At 62.3% G+C, this 2,186-nt stretch carries 5 protein-coding genes; all 5 read left to right on the plus strand.

The genetic code is table 11. The annotated features are described in order from the left end of the window. Nucleotides 1-362 precede the first annotated feature (362 nt). Nucleotides 363-524, plus strand: a complete 162-nt coding sequence (locus AB0E19_RS38480) for a hypothetical protein (RefSeq protein ID WP_153643622.1) — start codon at nt 363-365, stop codon at nt 522-524. A gap of 101 nt (nt 525-625) precedes the next feature. Next, nucleotides 626-763 carry a hypothetical protein gene (locus AB0E19_RS38485; RefSeq protein ID WP_362189842.1) on the plus strand — a complete coding sequence of 46 codons (138 nt, stop codon included), beginning with the start codon at nt 626-628 and terminating at the stop codon, nt 761-763. A 64-nt stretch (nt 764-827) separates the two neighbouring features. After that, the gene (locus AB0E19_RS38490; protein ID WP_049397873.1) at nt 828-1,427 is read left to right on the plus strand and encodes a hypothetical protein; all 600 of its coding nucleotides are present in this window, start codon (nt 828-830) and stop codon (nt 1,425-1,427) included. A 52-nt stretch (nt 1,428-1,479) separates the two neighbouring features. After that, the gene (locus AB0E19_RS38495) at nt 1,480-1,803 is read left to right on the plus strand and encodes a hypothetical protein (RefSeq protein ID WP_049397874.1); all 324 of its coding nucleotides are present in this window, start codon (nt 1,480-1,482) and stop codon (nt 1,801-1,803) included. Beyond that, nucleotides 1,803-2,186, plus strand: a 384-nt coding sequence (locus AB0E19_RS38500; protein ID WP_362189847.1) for a hypothetical protein, incomplete at its 3' end; no start/stop codon positions are given. The genes AB0E19_RS38495 and AB0E19_RS38500, both read left to right, overlap by 1 nt.

Consider the following 2,186-nt stretch of genomic DNA (forward strand, 5'->3'; position numbering starts at 1 on the left):
ACCGGGAGTGATTGACAAACCGGGAACAAACGGGCATAATGCCCACCATCGAACAACGGTCGCAGGGTGCGGTCGGGACAGTAGGAAAGGGGCAGGCAGGAGCGCCGCCCACGGCAGAACGCGGGGAGCTGGGAACACTAGCCGCGCCGGGAAGTGTAAGGGCCGATGAAGGCCGCCACGGATACCGGGTCACCGCCAGAAAGAGCGGGGCCATCTGTACGGGATTCCTAGGCGAGCTGGAGGCGCTCCCGGAAGCTGGCGACGGTCAGATTCCATGCCTTACAAGCATGAGTCTGACCGCCAAAGCGTCCCTACCGTTGTGATGGGGCGTTTTGGTGGTCCGATTCACTGGAGAGCAACCCATGACGATGATCCCGTTTGATATGACCGCCCGCGACTACTACGTGGCCGGTTGCATCCGCCGCGGCATCCGCGAGCACCGCGCCCGACTCAACGAGCGGGAGCGCCAGGCGAACAGGAACCGCACCCAAGTTGCGCCTTGTCCCTCCCCCGTTGTCATCTGATCCCCTTTCGTCAACCCGGTTTTCCACACCCCGCCGACGTGTGACGGCGGGTCTTTTTTGGAGCTACCATGAGCACCAATGGACCACTGGAGGACTTGCAAGTGCGCAAGCTCACCGCTGAGATTCGCAAGATCAACCGCGAGAGCGACAAGCTGATGATGGAGACCCGGTGGTATCCGTTGGTGGTCGCCACGGCCTTTGTGGCTGGCATCGTCACGCTGACCAAGCTGTTCCTCTAACAGCGCCCTATCCCAATCCACCGAAGCCGCCGCAAGGCGGCTTTTTTGTTGCCCGGAGAAAGCTATGAACAAAATTCCTTCCGCCCTGATCGCCGCCGCTCTGCATGTGGCACCCAAGAATGACGTTCGCTTCTACTTGAATGGCGTGCTGATTGAGTCGCACGCCGATGGTGCGATCATCGTTGCTACAGACGGCCACCGCATGCTTGTGGTGCGTACCAGCCTGCCGTGGGACATTGGCAAGATCATCGTGCCGCGCAATGCGTGCGAGCTGGTCGCCAAGATGAAGGGCGATGTCTATTTCAGCGCCGTGGGCGATGCCAGCCGGTTCAAGGCGGAGCGCGGAGGCCAGGCCATTGAGTTTGCTGCCGTTGATGGAACCTACCCGGACTGGCGTGCTGCGGTGTCCAAGCCGAACGAACTCAAGCTGTCCGGATTCGCGCCTGCCGTCCTCGAAGGCGTAGTGAAGGCGGCCGGTGTAATTCGCAAGGCATTCGGCGGCAAGGCCACTTCACTGATTCCGGTGACTGGCGGCGACGTGGCGGCCATGTTCGGTATTGGCGGCATCACCGATCCGAGCATCAGGTGCGCGTCTTTGATCGTCATGCCAATGCGCGACTCGTCATACCCGGAAGCCCTGTGCAGCGACGCGCTCCGCGCTTAACCCGAACCCATTAGCCGCCGCTAGGCGGCTTTTTTGTTGCCCGGAGAAAGCCATGAACCTCGACAAGTACGCCCCTGAGAGCGCGAAGCGCATAGCCGTGGCGCTGGTGGATGCCGCCCTCGCCGCTGGTTACTCGCTCGGCGTCTACGACGGCGAAGAAACCACGGTGCGGCACAGCCGCGACCGGCAAGAAGTGTTGGAGGCCCTCGCCTCTACCGACCACGATCACCTGCGGTTCTACCGCCCGGACGCAACAAAGGCGGGGTTTGTGCTCCTGATTTGGGAGAACGGGAACGACGCCGCGAGCGACTGGAGCGACAACGACGAGACCAACGCGCTGGTGATGCCGGTGCTGCGCGGGCTGGGAGTGCTGTGATGGAACTGCGCACCTACGGAACCCGCAACGTGTTCCTGGCACAGCCGGGGCGCTATCACGAACAACTGGCGGCGACCGCGATGACGCCGCAGCAAGCCGAGGAGTTCGCCACCGTGGTCAACCGGGCAATCAGGGATACCGACTTCGACCCCATCGACCTTGCGTTGCTTGCGGCAGGGTGGCAGTTGGCTGACGTGCCTGTGACCATCGAAGTGGGCGAGTTCCTGACCAATGTGGCCCGGATGCTTCACAAGCTGTTCGAGGAGCTTTGCACCCCTGACGGCTATCCCGGCGTCTTTGGCTACGAGATCGCGGAACCGTTGGGTGCGTGGCTTGCCGAACGCCCCAAGAATCGCTGCGAACTCGCCGATGCTGAGCGGCAG

It is taken from the genome of Streptomyces sp. NPDC047974, from assembly GCF_040653375.1.
Taxonomy (GTDB): Bacteria; Actinomycetota; Actinomycetes; order Streptomycetales; family Streptomycetaceae; genus Streptomyces.

Bases quoted from the DNA above. Each gene is read 5' to 3' on its own strand.
- AB0E19_RS38480 (WP_153643622.1), top strand. From the start codon at position 363: ATGACGATGATCCCGTTTGATATGACCGCCCGCGACTACTACGTGGCC.
- AB0E19_RS38490 (WP_049397873.1), top strand. From the start codon at position 828: ATGAACAAAATTCCTTCCGCCCTGATCGCCGCCGCTCTGCATGTGGCA.
- AB0E19_RS38495 (WP_049397874.1), top strand. From the start codon at position 1,480: ATGAACCTCGACAAGTACGCCCCTGAGAGCGCGAAGCGCATAGCCGTG.